The sequence below is a fragment of the Alteromonas gracilis genome, assembly GCF_036870955.2.
GTDB classification, from domain to species: Bacteria; Pseudomonadota; Gammaproteobacteria; order Enterobacterales; family Alteromonadaceae; genus Alteromonas; species Alteromonas gracilis_A.
The window spans coordinates 1,827,477-1,842,163 of record NZ_CP145482.2; the positions used below are offsets into that span (position 1 = coordinate 1,827,477).

At 45.2% G+C, this 14,687-nt stretch carries 8 protein-coding genes and 4 pseudogenes; 7 read left to right on the forward strand and 5 right to left on the reverse strand.

Annotated features, from left to right (window positions below; all coding sequences use genetic code 11):
• Positions 1-2: 2 nt before the first annotated feature.
• The 3 genes from V6N89_RS08915 to V6N89_RS08925 all read right to left on the reverse strand — a co-directional run bounded on the left by V6N89_RS08915 (position 3) and on the right by V6N89_RS08925 (position 3,263).
• Positions 3-1,610 (reverse strand): carboxyl transferase domain-containing protein, encoded by a 1,608-nt coding sequence (locus V6N89_RS08915; protein WP_346993666.1) that lies wholly within the window; start codon positions 1,608-1,610, stop codon positions 3-5.
• Positions 1,611-1,689: 79 nt separating this feature from the next.
• Positions 1,690-2,859 (reverse strand): isovaleryl-CoA dehydrogenase, encoded by a 1,170-nt coding sequence (locus V6N89_RS08920; RefSeq protein ID WP_346993667.1) that lies wholly within the window; start codon positions 2,857-2,859, stop codon positions 1,690-1,692.
• On the reverse strand, positions 2,856-3,263 hold the full coding sequence (locus tag V6N89_RS08925) for a MerR family transcriptional regulator (RefSeq protein ID WP_159625046.1): 408 nt from the start codon (positions 3,261-3,263) through the stop codon (positions 2,856-2,858). The genes V6N89_RS08920 and V6N89_RS08925 overlap by 4 nt, the downstream gene beginning before the upstream one ends.
• A gap of 319 nt (positions 3,264-3,582) precedes the next feature.
• On the opposite strand from V6N89_RS08925, the gene V6N89_RS08930 reads away from it, so the two are divergent.
• From V6N89_RS08930 to V6N89_RS08945, 4 genes and pseudogenes are all read left to right on the forward strand, one after another.
• Entirely contained in the window at positions 3,583-4,758 is a 1,176-nt protein-coding gene (locus V6N89_RS08930; RefSeq protein ID WP_346993668.1) for a thiolase family protein, read from the forward strand.
• A gap of 108 nt (positions 4,759-4,866) precedes the next feature.
• Entirely contained in the window at positions 4,867-5,835 is a 969-nt protein-coding gene (locus tag V6N89_RS08935; RefSeq protein ID WP_346993669.1) for an alpha/beta hydrolase, read from the forward strand.
• Positions 5,825-7,059, forward strand: a pseudogene (gene kynU / locus V6N89_RS08940) (kynureninase). Before V6N89_RS08935 ends, kynU begins: the two are co-directional and overlap by 11 nt.
• Positions 7,060-7,341: 282 nt before the next feature.
• Entirely contained in the window at positions 7,342-8,775 is a 1,434-nt protein-coding gene (locus V6N89_RS08945; RefSeq protein WP_338520249.1) for a diguanylate cyclase, read from the forward strand.
• Positions 8,776-8,810: 35 nt separating this feature from the next.
• On the opposite strand, the pseudogene V6N89_RS08950 reads toward V6N89_RS08945, so the two are convergent.
• Positions 8,811-10,467, reverse strand: a pseudogene (locus V6N89_RS08950) (DUF342 domain-containing protein).
• 93 nt (positions 10,468-10,560) lie between these two features.
• Positions 10,561-11,991: an exodeoxyribonuclease I gene (sbcB, locus tag V6N89_RS08955; protein ID WP_338517255.1), complete on the reverse strand. Its 1,431-nt coding sequence runs from the start codon at positions 11,989-11,991 to the stop codon at positions 10,561-10,563.
• Positions 11,992-12,176: 185 nt separating this feature from the next.
• On the opposite strand from sbcB, the gene V6N89_RS08960 reads away from it, so the two are divergent.
• The 3 genes and pseudogenes from V6N89_RS08960 (at position 12,177) to V6N89_RS08970 (ending at position 14,649) form a co-directional block, all read left to right on the forward strand.
• Positions 12,177-12,755: a hypothetical protein gene (locus tag V6N89_RS08960; RefSeq protein ID WP_338517256.1), complete on the forward strand. Its 579-nt coding sequence runs from the start codon at positions 12,177-12,179 to the stop codon at positions 12,753-12,755.
• 227 nt (positions 12,756-12,982) lie between these two features.
• Positions 12,983-13,993, forward strand: a pseudogene (locus V6N89_RS08965) (isoaspartyl peptidase/L-asparaginase family protein).
• Positions 13,994-14,227: 234 nt separating this feature from the next.
• Positions 14,228-14,649, forward strand: a pseudogene (locus V6N89_RS08970) (CBS domain-containing protein).
• The last annotated feature ends 38 nt before the right edge of the window (positions 14,650-14,687 follow it).

The following is a 14,687-nucleotide window of genomic DNA, read 5'->3' on the forward strand; positions in this document are numbered from 1 at the left end:
TCCTACATTCTGAAGATGCCGAATTGAGTGTCTTCAATTGGCTTGTTAAGTGCGGCAGATAAAGACAGACCCAATACAAGACGTGTATCGGCAGGGTCAATAACCCCGTCATCCCACAAGCGCGCTGACGCGTAATACGGGTGGCCTTGCTTTTCGTAAGTATCGATAACCGATTGCTTAAATGCTTTTTCTTCTTCGTCGCTCCAGGTTTCGCCTGCACGCTCTTTTTGGTCGCGTTTTACTTGTGCCAATACGCCAGCGGCTTGTTCGCCACCCATTACCGAGATACGTGCATTTGGCCACATAAACAGGAAGCGCGGATCGTAAGCGCGGCCGCACATGCCGTAGTTGCTTGCGCCAAAGCTACCGCCAATTAATACGGTAAGTTTTGGTACATTGGCACAGGCTACTGCTGTCACCATTTTTGCACCGTGCTTTGCAATACCGCCATGTTCGTACTGTTTACCTACCATAAAGCCGGTAATATTTTGTAAAAACACAAGAGGAATTTTGCGCATCGCACATAGCTCAACAAAGTGAGCGCCTTTTAATGCACTTTCGCCAAACAAAATGCCGTTATTGGCAACAATGCCCACTGGATAGCCGAAGATACGTGCAAAACCACATACCAGCGTTGTGCCGTAAAGCGGTTTAAATTCGTCAAAATCAGAGTCATCGACGATACGAGCAATGATTTCACGAACTTCAAAGGTCTGCTTACTATCAGCAGGTACAATGCCGTAAATCTCTTTGCTGTCGTAACGTGGTGGCTTGATGTCGGCCACGTCTACTGTTTCAGGCTTTTTGCGATTCAATCTACCAATGGCATTGCGCGCTAGCGACAGCGCGTGATGGTCGTTGTTGGCTAAATGATCAGCAACACCTGAAATACGTGTGTGAACATCGCCCCCACCAAGCTCTTCAGCAGTAACCACTTCACCTGTGGCGGCTTTTACCAAAGGTGGACCGCCTAGGAAAATAGTGGCTTGCTCTTTAACAATAATGCTTTCATCTGCCATTGCTGGTACGTAGGCACCACCTGCTGTACATGACCCCATAACGACCGCTATTTGCGGAATGTTTTTGGCTGACATATTGGCTTGGTTAAAGAAAATGCGGCCAAAGTGTTCACGGTCAGGAAACACATCGTCTTGACGAGGCAGGTTAGCACCGCCTGAGTCTACCAAGTAGATACAAGGTAGATTGTTTTGTTCGGCAATGGTTTGCGCGCGAAGGTGCTTTTTAACGGTAAGAGGGTAGTAGGTACCACCTTTAACTGTGGCGTCGTTCGCAACAATCATGCACTCAACGCCATTGACCACACCAATACCGGCTACTACGCCTGCGCAGGGTACATAGTCTTCGTACACTTCCCATGCCGCAAGTTGGCCAATTTCAAGAAATGGCGTGTCTTCATCTATCAGCGCATTGATACGATCGCGAGGTAATAGCTTGCCGCGAGAAACATGGCGTTCGGCGGCTTTTTCACCACCACCTTGTGTAATTTGATTTATTTTTTCGAGAAGATCGTCCACTTGCGCCTGCATAGCTTCGCTATTGGCAACAAAGGTTTCTGATTTCACATTAATCGTAGAGCGAAGAACGGGCATGACCCCTCCTTGTGTGACAGCCTCTTACATTAAGAGGCTGTGTTGTCGTTTGGTACTAAAAGAGAGATTAACGGTTTTATTATTTTGATTCGTTAAACAGCTCTCGGCCGATAAGCATTCTGCGAATTTCAGATGTACCTGCACCAATTTCGTAAAGCTTAGCGTCACGTAATAGGCGACCGGTAGAGTATTCGTTGATGTAGCCGTTACCGCCCAGTAGCTGAATAGCGTCTAATGCCATTTTGGTCGCTAGCTCGGCAGAGTAAAGGATAGCGCCTGCGGCGTCTTTTCGCGTAGTTTCACCGCGATCACATGATTTCGCTACCGCATAAACATAGGCGCGCGCCGCGTTCATTTGGGTGTACATGTCTGCCACTTTGCCCTGAACCAGCTGGAATTGGCCAATTGACTGACCAAATTGTTCACGGTCATGGATATAAGGTACAACAACATCCATACAGGCCTGCATAATGCCTAGCGGGCCACCAGAAAGCACAAGACGCTCGTAGTCTAGGCCGCTCATTAGTACGCGAACGCCTTCGCCTTCGCTGCCGATAACGTTTTCAGCTGGTACTTCACAATCTTCAAATACCAGTTCGCAAGTGTTCGACGAGCGCATACCAAGTTTGTCTAGCTTTTGCGCGCGGGTGAAGCCTGGGAAGTCACGTTCTACGATAAACGCAGTTATGCCGCGTGGACCTGCGTTAACATCAGTTTTCGCATAAATAACAAAGGTATGTGCATCTGGACCATTTGTGATCCACATTTTGTTGCCGTTTAAAATGTACTTATCGCCGCGCTTTTCCGCTCTTAGCTTCATGCTTACAACGTCAGAACCTGCGTTTGGCTCACTCATTGCTAACGCACCGATATGCTCACCCGATACCAGTTTAGGCAAATACTTTTCGCGCTGGGCGTCGTTACCGTTTTTGAAAATTTGGTTCACACAAAGGTTAGAGTGCGCACCGTAGCTTAAACCGATGCCCGCTGAAGCACGACTGACTTCTTCCATTGCAACGGTATGTGCAAGATAGCCCATGTCTGAACCACCATATTGTTCAGATACCGTGACGCCAAGCAAACCCATGTCGCCCAGCTTGGTCCAGAGCTCGTTTGGAAACTGATTGTCGGCATCTGCTTTTTCGGCCAATGGTGCAATTTCGTTTTGCGCAAACTGATACACCTGATCGCGCAACATGTCGATGTCTTCGCCAAGGCCAAAGTTTAGAGTAGGGTAAGCGGTATTCATGCAATTTTTCCTCGTTTGAGTTCTGCGAGTTCTTCGCGGCAACGTGCTTCAACATCATCAAGTTCCGTCATCAGCATTTGGATATCTTCAAGTTGTTGACGCAGCACGGCACGTTTTTGCTCAGTCATTTCCAACATGGCTTCTAACTGAACAGCCGAATTAGGGTTGCTGTCGTACATGTCGAACAAGGTTTTGACTTCAGCCAGCGAAAAACCAAGGCGCTTGCCGCGGAGAATAAGCTTGAGTCTCACTCGATCTTTATTCAAATAAACGCGGTTTTGTCCGGTTCTCGATGGTGACATTAAGCCTTGCTCTTCGTAAAAACGAATAGAGCGAGGTGTTATGTCGAATTCGCGAGCAAGCTCGCCAATGGCGTAAGTCGTTTCGTCGTCGTACTTGTTCATTACATGTACCTTGTTTTTAAGCGCTTTCTTGCTACCTCACTTTTCTTTTAAAAAGTGGGTTATGTAACTACGTTTATAGCACTAACGTGCTATTCAATTGTGGTGCACTAATACGTAGTGTTTTGTTGACACTGTCATAGTACAGGTTTACGTTAACGTTAATTACAATTTACGTTAAGGTAAAGTAACATTTTACTAACGTCAATTTTTCATGGTGTTGACGGAAAGTTGTCACACTTTAGGGTGTTTACTTTTGTATACAAGCAAGCATCTTTCGCTAGTTAAGTAATTAATTTTATAGAAATTTAAGGGCATGGTTATGAGTAACGAATCAGTAGTGATAGTCGCGGCTAAACGCACACCTATGGGTGGTTTTAACGGCAGCTTGTCAGGCGTGTCTGCCACAGACCTTGGTGAAGTGGCGATTAAATCAGCGGTTGAGAACCTAGATGTGTCAGCGATTGACGAAGTGATCATGGGCTGTGTGTTACCTGCAGGTCTTGGACAGTCACCCGCACGTCAAGCGTCATTAGGCGCGGGATTACCACTAAGCGCAGGCGTTACCACTATCAATAAAGTGTGTGGTTCAGGCCTTAAGGCTGTCATGCTGGCTCACGACTTGATTAAAGCTGGCAGTGCAGAAACCATTGTCGCTTGTGGTATGGAGAGCATGAGTAATGCGCCTTACATGTTGCCTAAAGCTCGCACAGGTTACCGTATGGGGCACGGACAAGTGCTAGATCATATGATGCTTGATGGCTTAGAAAATGCCTACGATGGCAAAGCCATGGGGTGTTTTGCACAAGACACTGCAGATGAAGAAAGCATTACCCGCGGCGACATGGACGAGTTTGCACTTAGCTCACTGTCTAAAGCACACGAAGCGATTAATAGCGGAACGTTTAGCGATGAAATCGTGCCTGTAACCCTGTCTACACGAAAAGGTGATGTGGTTGTTGATACTGATGAGGGCCCAGGTTCTGCGCGCCCAGAAAAGATCCCAACGCTTCGTCCTGCCTTTAAGAAAGACGGCACGGTAACTGCGGCGAACTCAAGCTCAATTTCTGATGGTGCAGCAGCACTGGTGGTAATGAGTGAAAGCAAAGCAAATGCGCTTGGCCTAGCACCACTGGCCCGTGTTGTTGCTCATGCCACACACTCTATCGAGCCCGAGAACTTTACCGTCGCACCTGTTGGTGCAATGGAAAAAGTGCTCGATAAAGCAGGTTGGCAAAAAGAAGATGTAGACCTGTTCGAAATTAACGAAGCGTTTGCCATGGTTACCATGCTGGCGATTAAGAAACTGGGTCTAGACGCTGAAAAAGTCAACGTGAAAGGCGGCGCATGTGCACTTGGCCATCCAATTGGCGCATCAGGCGCGCGTATTCTTGTTACCTTGCTACACGCATTGAAACAGCGTGGCGGTAAAAAAGGTATTGCGTCACTGTGTATTGGTGGTGGTGAAGGTGTAGCACTTGCAGTAGAAATGCTTTAATGTAAACCTAAACAAGTTTTAATGTTTTTAGTGGCACCAATGAGGGTGCCACTTGTGTTTTAATGACGTTAAAAATAAAAATTAATAAAACGAAAAAGCACATATAACATGGATAAAACGAAGGTTTCATTGCGCTTATTGTTAGCACTATTCATCTTCACTAGTACATCGTTGCCCGCCAGCGAGGACGAGCCAGATTTATCAGCCAGTGATCAAGACCAAAATCAAGCTCAAACGCGTTCTCCAATGCGCACGCAAGTTGGGTATGGTGAGCTACTTTCACTGGAAACTCGCCCTTCAGATAGCACAATTACCTACGGCGATGACCCGTTGCAGCGTGTTGAAGTATGGCGCACAAACGCACCAGCTAATACCGCATTGGTATTTATTCACGGTGGCTGCTGGCTTAATGCCTACGACTTAAATCATGCCAAAGGGTTTTATCATGCACTTGCTGAGAAAGGTATAACCACTTATGCAGTTGAATACCGGCGAACTGGCGATGAAGGTGGCGGTTGGCCAGGCAGCTTGCACGACGTAGAGGCGGGCATTACTGCTTCATTAGATGATGTGGCACGCAGTAATAGTAAACAAACTGTTGTAATAGCGGGTCACTCGGCAGGGGGACATCTTGCTTTGTTAGCGGCACAATCGCTAGGTGCTGTTTCTCTAGGTGCCGTATCGCCAGGTCCTATCAAAAGTGATAACGCGAATAGTGATCACGTGAATAACACTAACGTTCAGATTCAAAGTGTTCTTGGCCTAGCTGCAATTACCGATGTGGCAAAATATGCGATGGGCACAAATAGCTGCCAATCTGCTACAACGGCGTTTATGGGGGGCGAGCCTAGTACGGCAGAGTCTGCGTACACTGCAGCCACGCCAGATTCGTCGAAAAGTGATATTCCCATTCACTTGCTTCACGGTAGTAGCGATAGCATTGTGCCTGTGCACCACGCATCACTGACAGGGACTGCATCAACCATTGTACCGTCTGGCGGGCACTTTGATTGGTTACACCCTGAATCAACATCATTTCACGCATTATTAGAGGTTATTAATCAGCATGGTTACTAAGGTTTTTTCTGCTGAGCAGTTAGATGATAAAGACCCATTGCGCTTAAAACGTGACGAGTTTGCTCTTCCCAACGGTACTATCTATTTAGACGGTAACTCGCTAGGGCCACTGCCAAAAGCCGCCGAAGTGCGTGCACATGATGTTGTAAAGCGACAGTGGGGTGATGGATTAATTACTAGTTGGAATCAACATCAATGGATTTCGATGCCAACCCGAGTGGGAGATCGAATTGGTCAACTCATTGGTGCTGCGTCTGGCCAAGTAGTCTGCTGTGATTCAATTTCTATCAATCTGTTTAAAGTGTTGAGCGCTGCGTTGAAAATGAATCCGTCACGTAAAGTAATTGCTACTACCCGTGATAATTTCCCCACTGATATTTATATGGTTCAGGGTCTGTTAGACCTACTTGGCGATGAATACCGTCTTCACTACATAGATGAAGACAACATCTGCAATGAACTTGATGAAGACGTTGCTGTAGTTATGCTTACCCAAGTGAATTTTCGCACGGGCAAAAAGCTAGATATGCAAAAGGTGACAGCATTTGCTCAGAGCAAAGGTATTTTGACATTGTGGGATCTTGCCCACAGTGCAGGGGCTTTTCCTGTAGACCTTGATGCCTGTAATGTGGACTTTGCTGTGGGGTGTACCTACAAATATCTTAACGGTGGTCCTGGCGCGCTTGCCTTTGTGTATGTTGCCCAGCGCCATCAAAAAGATTACCAACAACCGCTCTCAGGTTGGATGGGACATAGTGCCCCCTTTGAGTTTTCACCTGACTACACGCCCACCGAAGTATTAAGCAAAATCTTTGCGGGACACCTGGCGTGATAGGTATGAGCATACTTGAAGCCTCGCTTACCGTATTTGACGGCGTATCGCTAAAAGCTATCGATGAGAAATCAAAAAAGCTTCAGGCATTTTTTATGGCCGAGGCAAAAAACAGTGGCTTGCTTGACGTCTTTACGCCTGTGAGCCCTAATGTTGATGACAGGGGAAGCCAGCTTGCTCTTGCGCATGATGACGCGTACGCCATTTGCCAAGCCTGGATTGCTCAAGGTGTTATTGCGGACTTTAGAGCACCAAATATTCTGCGAATAGGCTTTGCGCCTTTGTATTTATGCTTTAAGGATATTGAAGTTGCAGTACAAAAGCTAAACAAGATAATGGAAGATAAAACCTATAAACAGCCACTGTTTAGCCAAAAGCAGGCCGTTACTTAATTCACAACGACGACAAACGCTTTGGCAGCGAGGCTGCGTTTGGGTACGTGTGGCGTGCTAGATATTAATAAGATGGATGCTTTGTGCAACAATACTTAGATAAGCATGCCAAATTGTTGATTTATAGTGTGAAAATATTGATTTTTAGACGGCAAGCGTTAATACTTCGCGTCGTATAACGCAGTAGAGGCTGCGAAAGGTGTTTTGAAGAAACTGTGCATTGAGGCAGAGCCTGTTGCACGGTTCTAAATATTATAGCTATAAGGGGTATGTTTGAAGACTGTGATAAGGCAATGTTTTTTCCGTTTGCGAGTGTGGGTTGCACTAATTGTGTTAATGCCTGCCTTCGTATTCGCTCAAAACAGCGATTTATCAACAGATAATAAACAAAGCGATATAACCTACTGCATAGACCCTAATTGGGCACCTTATGAAGCTATTCGAAACGGCGCCCATATCGGTATTTCAGCGCAATACCTTCAAATAATCGCTGAACTTTCAGACCTCAACTTTAAACTTGTTCCCACTGATACGTGGCAGCAAAGTCTTGAATACGTCCAGCAGGGCAAGTGTAAAGTCATTCCAATGCTGAACACGTCGGATTACAGAAGACAGTTCCTAGATTTCAGTTTGCCATACTTTGAAGCGCCTAACGTGTTGGTTGCAAAAGTCGGCACACCCATGTTGCAAGGTTACGGTGGGGTAGGTAATCGCTCAGTGGGTGTTGTACAAGGGTACAGACAAGTTGAGTATATTTCGCGTTATTATCCCAGCTTAAGGCTAAGACTTGTTGAGTCTGAACAAACTGGGCTAGTTCAGCTTGCCAATGGAGATTTTGATGTCATGGTCGGCTCGCTACTTAGCGTCAACATGCATATTAACAATCTGAGATTAAAAGATTTGATAGTGGTTGGGTATGCCGAGCCCTTTGACTCTCTCGCGTTTGGTGTAAATAAATCTCATAGCGAGCTAATAGAAAAGCTTAACTACGCAATTGAGCGGATCCCTGAATCGCAAAAAGTTGAAATTTTTAAGCAGTGGAATAACGTTCAAGTTCGCTACAGCCAAGACTATATAAAACTGTTTTTGTCTGCGGCCATTGTACTTATGGGGTTGTTTGCCATTATTGCGCGCAAACGTTACCAAGGTCATTTTAAGCGGATTATTAAGCAAAAGAATGAGGAAATTAGCACGCTGCAATCTACGTTGTTAGAAAAGAACAAAACACTGGCATTTCTTTCGTCACACGACAACGTTACGGGTTTATATAATCGTAATCATATGATTCAGCGCGCAGAAGAAGAAATATCAAGGTTTCATCGTTTCCACACGACGGCGTCGCTTATTGTTATCGAACTTACTGCAATCAATGAAGATGAATTTAGTTTTGATTCGCACGCCAAAGAAGACGCGTTAAAGATAGTCGCTTCAAACTGTTTAAATACGGTGAGAGAAGTTGATGTGGTTTCGCGTTTCAGTGATGACCAATTCATCATTTTATGCCCTCAGACGCCCGTTGGCCCTGCAAAAACCTTGGCAGACAGATTGTTAGAAGGAATGCTAGGTAATTTGCTCCTCACAAGTACATTCAAAATTGCCGTCGGCATGTCACAAATACACAAGGATGAAGAGTTTAGTGAGTGGTTTGAGCGTTCCGTTAAGGCGCTCTATCAATCTAAGCGCCTTGGTTTTGGAAAAGTGTCTGTTGCACAATAAGGTAGTTCTGAAGCCTCGAATTTAAACGCTAGAATTTAAGCGATTGGCTCGTAGTGCCATTGGTGAGAGTCGTAGTGAATACGGGCTTTGTCATACTCGCGTTCAGAACGCCAGTTGCGATTGTTTAGTTTAACTGACACACCCGGATACAAACGCTTGTTTGCCACTAGTTTCACTTCCTGTTGGTAGCTTTCTTTAGCAAGTCTTACATCGTTAACTTTGTTTTCAATCCACTCAAGCAAAGCGCTTTCGTTATTAAACAGCTCAAGCGCTTCAGTGACCTTACGTTGTAGTTCTTTAGGCACTTTCTTGCTCTGTAGTAGTGCAATTTTTTCCTTATGCTTTAAATTATTTTCGCGCAATTGACGCAACAGCTCATCTAACGATTCTTTTCGCTCAAGCAGTAAGTTAAAACCCGGACTAAAGTCAATTTTAAGGGTGCTACCTGAGACTGCGCCCAGTGTACCCGCTTCAATTTTGTTTTGGCTAATAATGTCACATGCAAATAAATTACCCATGGGATTATCAATTTGCCCAACCGTTACTGAGCCAGCACAGCGCAATTTGCTGTAAGCGAGTTGTCTCCCAATGGTGACATTGCCTCCACACTGCACTTCGATACCTTGACCATGCTGTACGTGAACACTGCCAGCGGCTACAAGTTTGCAATGGTACTCACTATCGGCATCATTCACTTTACCCATAGCACCTTCGGTTACTATGATGTCGCCGCCAGATTCGATATACGCCGATTCGACAAAGCCGTTGATGGTGACATCACCCGCAGCCCTAATTTCCATTTTCTCTGTAACATCGCCGTTAACCAGTACAGCACCCTCATAGTTAACGTGACCAGAGCCAACGTTAACGCTAGGTGCAGATAAAGGTGTCATCTACGGTCATGGTTTGATCTTGATATTTTGGCATACCGGAGATGGATGAAATAAGAAGATTCGCGTCGTGGTCAGAAACGACAGTACCTCCTCCCATTTTAAACTCTACCCATTCGCCAGCAACGGCATCAATCTTATTTCCTTTAATGTCAAAACCAGTTCGGCCTTGTGTTGGCTGCGTTCTTCGCAGTACTGGTGTGTTTATCTTTACGCAAATAACTTCTCCTAAGTTGCGCATATCTACGCGTTCACCTTTGCCTGTTTGTGGCTTAAGTACGCGTTCCAGTGCATTAGGAACTAAAGGAATAAACTTTGAGTTTTTACCGTTGCGTGCGGGAAGGCCTTTGGCAATGGTTTTTTCGATAATCGTGCCGGGCTCCGCCGACTTCGCTTCTTCCAGGATTGCTTGAATAGCTTTAGTCCCAAGCCCTCGAACCACTTTGTTTTTTTGTGCTAATGTTTTAATTGCTGACAAAGAGGGCATTTTCCCACCATAAGGGGTGGTGAGAACAAGGTTGGCATACATGCCATCTTCTGGAATTCGAAACTCTACTTCAGCATTTTTTCGCTCGCCGATGCGTTCATTTACTTCTGAATCGTCATAGGTTTTAAAGTAATGGTTCGCTGTATCGCACGCTGACTTTAGTGCTTTTTCGGAGATATACAAGCGTTTTGTTTCGCCCGATGCGAGCAAGGCACTCACATCGCCAATGCTTACTTCTGAAGTAAACTCTGCAGGCTTTAGGGTTAATTCGATATAGGTTCTGGACTCATCAAAACTGATTACTACGCCATTCATCACTTTTATTTCCTTGCGCACTTGTTTTTATATTATCGGCGGCATGCATAAAATGCTTAATGTACTCTAATTTATGCTTATCCCCGTCGTGCGTCAAAGGTTTTCAGCATATTGATAGAGTGCTCTAAGTATGGCTTGTTTTTCGGGGTTGTCAGTGTGTTCATGGGCGAGTTGCTCAAGGCGCATCATATAGCTCTCAAGAGTTATCGACCCCTGTGAACTGGCGTCAGTAAGACGCGCCTGACGATGATATTGCCATCGCGTTAACTCATCTGCCGTAAGCGTATTGGGGAAGTTTCGCGCGCGATATCGAAAGAGCTGCTTTTTCAACCCTTCATTTTGTGTGCTATTAGCAAGTGTCGCCAATGCTTCTGGCGATGTTGACAGCACTTGCTCACACCAGCGTTTATCTTCATCGTTTAGAAAGCCGCCGCTATACAAGGCGTGATCTATATCCAATTCTTCATCGCGTTCATCAAGCGCGTATAACTGTGTTAGTTTGCTTGATAAATCTTGATATGCCGCAAGCTTGCGGTAGTTGTCTAGACATCGCTCTCTGTCCAACCCTAAGCGAGCCGCATTTTCTTCGGTCATGGCTTTAGCTGTAGTGATGAAAGGAGAGCGGTTAGCGTGGATCAGTTTTATGCCAGGACGCTCTAAAGGCGAGTCATATTCTTGTGACGATGCGTACAACGCGCTTTTGATATCTTCTGGTGAGTCATTAATTAGCATATCAATATCGTGTGCCAGATCGACAGCAATAAACGCGTTACTGTTAGTTGGGTGTTTCGCTACCGGCATAACCCAAGTACAGCAACCTTGGCTAGCAGGTAATTTAGACGAGATATGCAGTAATACAGAGGGCTTTGAGACATCAATTTGCTGCATTACGGTATGTTTGCTGCGAAGTGAAAACGCATAATCAAACAATCGAGGCTGCTTTTCTTTTATAAGTTTAGCTAGGGCGATAGTGGCATAGACATCACTTAGCGCATCATGAGCATTCTCATGACCAATGTTATTAGCCGCAGTAAGATTCTCTAGTTTAAAGCTTGGTGTCCCGTCCTCTCGTGTGGGCCAGTTTATGCCTTCTGGGCGAAGGGCATAGCATGCGCGGGCCAGGTCAATCACATCCCATCTGCTATTGCCATTGCGCCACTCTCTAGAGTATGGGTCGTAAAAGTTGCGGTAAAACAGGTATCGCGATACTTCATCGTCAAAGCGAATGCTGTTAAAGCCCACGCTGCACGTGTTTGGCGTCGCCATTTCTTGATAAATTCGCGCTGCAAAATCGGCTTCATTTGAGCCGTCTCTCAGTGTTTGTTGTGGTGTAATGCCAGTAACTAGGCATGCTTCAGGATGAGGGAGGTAATCGTTGGCAATTGCACTCATGATGTTGATAGGCTTATCGACGATATTGAGCGATAGATCCGTTCTTATCGCAGCAAACTGACAGGGAAGGTCTTTTTGTGGGCTAGTGCCAAAGGTCTCAAAGTCGTACCAAAGAAATGTAGGTGTATGCATGGTCACCAAAGTGCGTTTTTTCAAAATATGGACGCAGTTTACACTGGGCATTTTTGAATACCAAATGCTGTCCAAAAAACAAGCTTAGAGCATAGTAAAGCAAGCGATGCATGTGATAAGGCTTCTTTGCTAAAAACTTGCGAAATTACTTACTGCTGACTAATTTTTTATTAGTCAAAAGTATAATGGAAAGAGCAGTATTGTCTCCCGCACACAATGAGTCTTTGCTGATCAAAGCTAAACGCACCATGACGCTTGTTATTGTACTTTCGATTTCTTTAGCCCTAGTGATCATTTTTCTTTTTGAGCAACGTGTTCAAGAAAGCACATCGTCTCAAGTGTTCGGCGTTTTAGGCAAAAGCGCAGGTAATGTTGAAGATGTGGCAGAGGTGCTCATTCCAAAAGTGAAACATTGGCTTGTGGAGCAGATGAAAAAGTCGGGTTATAAAAATGACAATGTATCTCCGTTAGTCGATAAGCTAATGCACAATATTAGCGAAGAAGTTCAAAGCATTTCGGCAACACCCCCACATGAACGATATTGGGATAAAGAAAATGCTATAGCCTGCATGAAGGGGGATAAAGCATTGTTCTCTAGAGTGTGCTCACTATTTGCACATAGAGCGCCTGATAAAGTGAAACTGCTAGAAAAAGCCATTGCTCATCGTGATGTTGACCAAGCAAGAACGTTGACTTTGAAGCTTAAAGGAATCTCTTCAGACATTGGGACAGTGCATCTACAGAATGATTTTGAAAAGCTATAGGAGTGTGTTTCGTACGAGCAATGACAAGATGCACTTAATCATCTACCTACTATTCAACAAGACCTAACTACTTTCTTAAAAATTATGGATGTTGCTTAAGCGCCTATTGCGTTAATGTAGATGCATTAGTAAAAAAACAGCATGCTCAATAAGAATAAAGGAGAGTAACTTTGCAATTTGATTCTTTCGCCCCAATTCGCAGCATTTCTCGTCTCACACGCAAAAATATGGCTTCATTAGTTGTTTCTAGCCTGGCGCTGGTAAGCGTTGGTGTATATGCAGACTCCGCTTCGAATGCGTCGCCGGGTGTGGCAATTGCTATTCATGGTGGAGCTAAGCACTATTTTGAAGTCGTCTATGACGCCCAAAAAAGAGGCGGCATATAAGGAGACGTTGAAAAAAGCGGTTGAGCATGGCTATGCGTTGCTGAAAAAAGGAGAGAAGGGAGAAGTTGCCGTTGTCGAAACAATTAAAATCCTTGAGTCCTCTCCACTTTTTAATGCAGGTGTAGGTGCGGTTTATACCTATGACGGCGAGCATGAGCTTGATGCATCTATCATGCATGGCGGTACGAAAAACGCGGGTGCAGTGGCTGGCGTAAAAACGATAAAAAGTCCTATTGAGGCGGCATTGTTAGTAATGAATGAATCGCCTCACGTTATGTTGTCCGGTAAAGGTGCAGAAACGTATGCGGCAGAGAATGGATTGGAACAAGTAGACAACAGTATTTTTGATACTGAGTTTCGTAAACAAGCCCTCGATAAAGCAAAAGCGCGTATGGCTCAAGCTGCAAATGGATACGGTGCGCAGCAAGGAAATGAACGTTTTGGTACAGTAGGCGCTGTTGTACTAGACGCCCAAGGCAACCTAGTTGCAGGGACTTCAACTGGTGGTATGACAGCGAAGCGTTATGGCCGTATTGGAGACTCGCGGTAATAGGCGCAGGAACTTATGCTGATAACGAAAGCTGTGCAGTGTCTGCAACGGGACATGGTGAATACTTTATTCGTTATCATGTTGCTGCGGATATTTGTGCGCGCATGAAGTACCAAAACATTAGTCTACAAGAGGCTGCGGATGCAGTGGTTAATGGCGTATTGGTTGAGGTTAAAGGCGATGGCGGTATTATTGCTGTCGATAAAAAAGGCAACATAGCTATGCCTTTTAACTCTAAGGGAATGTATAGGGCGAGTGTCTCAACTGACGGAAAGGTGACGGTGGCTATTTATCGCGACTAGGTAGGCGTGAGTCTCCTTGTTTAGCGCAGTTTTGGTGAAGATTGCTATGTGTGAACATAAATGAACCAATGCGCTAAAACTTTAATGTCAAAAAATTGGCTTGCGATGGTTTCAAGGTCTAGTCTTTACGTGTGGGGGAAATGCTTTCACATGTTTTTACTATAATTGAAGTGCCGTAACGCCCAAACAGTAGCAGTATCGGTCATATTGAGCGCCACGGCTGGAGAAAAGAAAATGGAATCGTTGCAAGTCAGTGATTATATGAATACCCATCCGGTTAAGCTCAATGTTGATATGCCCGTTGCGCAGGCCGTTGAAGCTCTGCTATCTAGCGGCCAAAGCGGTGGACCTGTGCTTGATATCAAAGGAAGAGTAGTGGGCTTTTTATCTGAGCAAGACTGTATCGCTCAGATGATTGCATCTAGCTATTATCGCGAGCAAATTTGTCGCGTGGGTGAAATAATGAAAACGCTTAGGTGATAACCATCAAACCATACATGTCGGTGATTGAGCTTGCACAGTTACTCTTGAAAGACAAACCTCGCGTATACCCTGTGGTAGATGACGACGGTGTTTTACTGGGGTGTATTAACCGAACGCAGGTCTTGCGAGCTATCGATGTTCAGCTTAATGATGGTTACCAGCGCGCTGGCTAAGTGTATTTAAAACATATTGGACAAGCGCTAGAACTAAA